Source organism: Blastococcus sp. SYSU DS0669 (assembly GCF_054050895.1).
Map to the genome: position 1 here is coordinate 1 of NZ_JBJHAE010000045.1, position 5,485 is coordinate 5,485.

3 rRNA genes are annotated in these 5,485 nt (G+C 59.4%); all 3 read right to left on the reverse strand.

Annotated features, from left to right (window positions below):
• Position 1: 1 nt before the first annotated feature.
• A 5S ribosomal RNA gene (gene rrf, locus ACI792_RS20805) occupies positions 2-118 on the reverse strand.
• 115 nt (positions 119-233) lie between these two features.
• Positions 234-3,360, reverse strand: a 23S ribosomal RNA gene (locus ACI792_RS20810).
• A 458-nt stretch (positions 3,361-3,818) separates the two neighbouring features.
• Positions 3,819-5,335: ribosomal RNA gene (locus ACI792_RS20815) — 16S ribosomal RNA — on the reverse strand.
• Together the 16S, 23S and 5S rRNA genes form the textbook arrangement of a ribosomal RNA operon.
• Positions 5,336-5,485 lie beyond the last annotated feature (150 nt).

Consider the following 5,485-nt stretch of genomic DNA (forward strand, 5'->3'; position numbering starts at 1 on the left):
TGTCCGGCGGCGTCCTACTCTCCCACCCCGTCTCCAGGGCAGTACCATCGGCGCTGAGAGGCTTAGCTTCCGGGTTCGGAATGTTGCCGGGCGTTTCCCTCTCGCCATGGCCGCCGTAACTCTGTGAACGTGTGAACCATTCGGCTGGTTCGTGCGTTCAGAACCGCACAGTGGACGCGAGACATTGTCTTCGTTGACGACCTGGCACACAGGGTCCCGGTGGGGAGGTGTGTGTGGTCAAGCCCTCGGCCTGTTAGTACCGGTCAGCTCCACACCTTGCGGTGCTTCCACTTCCGGCCTATCAACCCGCTGGTCTGGGCGGGGGCCTTACCCGGTTGACCCGGTGAGAGACCTCATCTTGAAGCGAGCTTCCCGCTTAGATGCTTTCAGCGGTTATCCCTGCCGAACGTAGCTAACCAGCAGTGCACCTGGCGGTACAACTGGCACACCAGAGGTTCGTCCGTCCCGGTCCTCTCGTACTAGGGACAGCTCTTCTCAAGTCTCTTACGCGCACGGCGGATAGGGACCGAACTGTCTCACGACGTTCTAAACCCAGCTCGCGTACCGCTTTAATGGGCGAACAGCCCAACCCTTGGGACCTACTCCAGCCCCAGGATGCGACGAGCCGACATCGAGGTGCCAAACCATCCCGTCGATATGGACTCTTGGGGAAGATCAGCCTGTTATCCCCGGGGTACCTTTTATCCGTTGAGCGACACCGCTTCCACATGCCGGTGCCGGGTCACTAGTCCCAGCTTTCGCTCCTGCTCGACCCGTCGGTCTCGCAGTCAAGCTCCCTTGTGCACTTGCACTCGACACCTGATTGCCAACCAGGCTGAGGGAACCTTTGGGCGCCTCCGTTACATTTTGGGAGGCAACCGCCCCAGTTAAACTACCCACCTGACACTGTCCCTGATCCGGATCACGGACCGAGGTTAGACATCCAATTCGACCAGAGTGGTATTTCAACGGCGACTCCACGAACACTGGCGTGCCCGCTTCGCAGTCTCCCACCTATCCTACACAAGCCGAACCGAACACCAATATCAAGCTATAGTAAAGGTCCCGGGGTCTTTCCGTCCTGCCGCGCGTAACGAGCATCTTTACTCGTAGTGCAATTTCGCCGAGCCTGTGGTTGAGACAGCTGAGAAGTCGTTACGCCATTCGTGCAGGTCGGAACTTACCCGACAAGGAATTTCGCTACCTTAGGATGGTTATAGTTACCACCGCCGTTTACTGGCGCTTGAGTTCTGAGCTTCGCCTTGCGGCTAACCCGTCCCCTTAACGTTCCAGCACCGGGCAGGCGTCAGTCCGTATACATCGTCTTACGACTTCGCACGGACCTGTGTTTTTAGTAAACAGTCGCTTCTCACTGGTCTCTGCGACCCCCTCCCGCTGCCCCACGCTAGGTGGTTCACGGGCTGGGGCCCCCCTTCTCCCGAAGTTACGGGGGCATTTTGCCGAGTTCCTTAACCACAGTTCGCTCGATCGCCTCGGTATTCTCTACCTGACCACCTGAGTTGGTTTGGGGTACGGGCCGCTCGGAACTCGCTAGAGGCTTTTCTCGGCAGCATAGGATCATCCAATTCGCCTCAATCGGCTATGCGTCGGGCCTCACCCTGTGTGTCCGACGGATTTACCTATCGGACGGGCCACACCCTTGCACCGGTACTACCACTCACCGGTAGGACTACCTTCCTGCGTCACCCCATCGCTTGCCTACTACCAGTCCGGGTCCCCAGCTTCCCCGGATCACCTCACAAGTGAGGATCACCGGCGTCGGTGGGTTAGCATCGCTGGGTTCAGCATGGGCGTTCCTTCGCGGGTACGGGAATATCAACCCGTTGTCCATCGACTACGCCTGTCGGCCTCGCCTTAGGTCCCGACTCACCCTGGGCGGATTAGCCTGGCCCAGGAACCCTTGGTCTTCCGGCGGGGGAGGTTCTCACTCCCCTCTCGCTACTCATGCCTGCATTCTCACTCGTGTGGCGTCCACGGCTGGATCACTCCGCCGCTTCCACCGCCACACGACGCTCCCCTACCCATCCACACACCTGGCCGGCCCTCCGAGGAGAACCGACGGGTTGTTGTGTGAATGCCACGGCTTCGGCGGTGTGCTTGAGCCCCGCTACATTGTCGGCGCGGAACCACTTGACCAGTGAGCTATTACGCACTCTTTCAAGGGTGGCTGCTTCTAAGCCAACCTCCTGGTTGTCTCTGCGATCCCACATCCTTTTCCACTTAGCACACGCTTAGGGGCCTTAGCCGATGATCTGGGCTGTTTCCCTCTCGACTACGAACCTTATCGCCCGCAGTCTCACTGCCACGCTCTCACTTACCGGCATTCGGAGTTTGGTTGACGTCAGTAACCTTGTGGGGCCCATCGGCCATCCAGTGCTCTACCTCCGGCAAGAAACACGTGACGCTGCACCTAAATGCATTTCGGGGAGAACCAGCTATCACCGAGTTTGATTGGCCTTTCACCCCTACCCACAGCTCATCCCCCAGGTTTTCAACCCTGGTGGGTTCGGTCCTCCACGCGGTCTTACCCGCGCTTCAACCTGGCCATGGGTAGATCACTCGGCTTCGGGTCTAGAGCACGCGACTGGAACGCCCTGTTCGGACTCGCTTTCGCTACGGCTACCCCACACGGGTTAACCTCGCCACGTACCGCTAACTCGCAGGCTCATTCTTCAAAAGGCACGCAATCACCCCGGCCCCGAAGGACCTAAGGCTCTCACGGCTTGTAGGCACACGGTTTCAGGTACTATTTCACTCCCCTCCCGGGGTACTTTTCACCTTTCCCTCACGGTACTTGTCCGCTATCGGTCACCAGGGAGTATTCAGGCTTAGCGGGTGGTCCCGCCGGATTCACACCGAATTTCACGGGCTCGGTGCTACTTGGGAAACAAGTTCGGGAGGGACTGCGTTTTCGTGTACGGGGCTCTCACCCTCTACGGCGACCCTTTCCAGAGGCCTTCCACTAACACAAGTCCTTTATGACTCCCCGCATCCCCGGCAGGAGATGCAGAACTGTCCCACGACCCCGACCACACAACGCCTGCCGGCTATCACATGCGATCGGTTTAGCCTCTTCCGCTTTCGCTCGCCACTACTCACGGAATCACTGTTGTTTTCTCTTCCTGTGGGTACTGAGATGTTTCACTTCCCCACGTTCCCTCCACACGCCCTATGTGTTCAGGCGCGGGTCACACCACATGACTGGTGCGGGGTTCCCCCATTCGGAAATCCTCGGATCAACGCTCGGTTGACAGCTCCCCGAGGCTTATCGCAGCCTCCTACGTCCTTCATCGGCTCCTGGTGCCCAGGCATCCACCGTGTGCCCTTAACAACTTGGCCACACAAAAATCCCGCCCCACACCCCCGGAAGGAAGCGTGCAGCGGGCCTACAACACTTGAACTCTGCTACCAGAGTCAGAAGATGCTCGCGTCCACTGTGCAGTTCTCAACGTACGACCAGCCACCGGTCACCCGACCCCACCAGCCCCGCCCCACCCACCCGAAGACGGAGGAGACAGCGGTATGAGATGCAGACCGGCCCTGACGAAGAAACGGTCACCCGCTCCCTCAGGACCCAACAGCGTGCCTACGACCGGTCACCCCCCACCACCCCCCTCCACGCACACACCAGGTGTGTGCAGTACTAGGGGCAGCACCAGGCTGCCGGCCGAACTGGTCAGCGTTCCACCCTCGAGCACCACCCCAGGAACCTGCGACCCACCGGAGATGGCGGACCGTCCTGCCCTGAGCGCGGCTCTGCACCACCCCCACGCGGGAGGCGGTGACATGCTCCTTAGAAAGGAGGTGATCCAGCCGCACCTTCCGGTACGGCTACCTTGTTACGACTTCGTCCCAATCGCCGATCCCGCCTTCGACGGCTCCCTCCACAAGGGTTGGGCCACCGGCTTCGGGCGTTACCGACTTTCGTGACGTGACGGGCGGTGTGTACAAGGCCCGGGAACGTATTCACCGCAGCGTTGCTGATCTGCGATTACTAGCGACTCCAACTTCATGGGGTCGAGTTGCAGACCCCAATCCGAACTGAGACCGGCTTTTTGGGATTCGCTCCACCTCGCGGTATCGCAGCCCTTTGTACCAGCCATTGTAGCATGTTTGCAGCCCTAGACATAAGGGGCATGATGATTTGACGTCATCCCCACCTTCCTCCGAGTTGACCCCGGCAGTCTCCTATGAGTCCCCACCATCACGTGCTGGCAACATAGAACGAGGGTTGCGCTCGTTGCGGGACTTAACCCAACATCTCACGACACGAGCTGACGACAACCATGCACCACCTGTGCACGGCCCTTACGGACCCCCCATCTCTGGAGGATTTCCGTGCATGTCAAGCCTAGGTAAGGTTCTTCGCGTTGCATCGAATTAAGCAACATGCTCCGCCGCTTGTGCGGGCCCCCGTCAATTCCTTTGAGTTTTAGCCTTGCGGCCGTACTCCCCAGGCGGGGCGCTTAATGCGTTAGCTGCGGCACGGAGACCGTGGAATGGCCCCCACACCTAGCGCCCAACGTTTACGGCGTGGACTACCAGGGTATCTAATCCTGTTCGCTCCCCACGCTTTCGCTCCTCAGCGTCAGTTTCGGCCCAGAGACCCGCCTTCGCCACCGGTGTTCCTCCTGATATCTGCGCATTTCACCGCTACACCAGGAATTCCAGTCTCCCCTGCCGAACTCAAGTCCGCCCGTATCGACTGCAGGCCTGAGGTTGAGCCTCAGGTTTTCACAGCCGACGCGACGAACCGCCTACGAGCTCTTTACGCCCAATAATTCCGGACAACGCTTGCACCCTACGTATTACCGCGGCTGCTGGCACGTAGTTGGCCGGTGCTTCTTCTGCAGGTACCGTCACTTGCGCTTCGTCCCTGCTGAAAGAGGTTTACAACCCGAAGGCCGTCATCCCCCACGCGGCGTCGCTGCGTCAGGCTTTCGCCCATTGCGCAATATTCCCCACTGCTGCCTCCCGTAGGAGTCTGGGCCGTGTCTCAGTCCCAGTGTGGCCGGTCACCCTCTCAGGCCGGCTACCCGTCGTCGCCTTGGTAGGCCACTACCCCACCAACAAGCTGATAGGCCGCGGGCCCATCCCCAGCCGATAAATCTTTCCACCACCAGACCATGCGGTCAGCGGTCATATCCGGTATTAGCCCCAATTTCTTGGAGTTATCCCAGAGCCAGGGGCAGGTTGCCCACGTGTTACTCACCCGTTCGCCACTGATCCCCACCGAAGCGGTTCACCGTTCGACTTGCATGTGTTAAGCACGCCGCCAGCGTTCGTCCTGAGCCAGGATCAAACTCTCCGTAGATGATTTGATACCGGCTGAGAACCGCGAGCTGACACTCGCGATATCAATCAACCAAAGGAATCCCAGCCACGACCACAAGAATCGCGGCACGGGGTATTACTTGGCACTGACTTTCGGCACGCTGTTGAGTTCTCAAGGAGCGGACGCGCA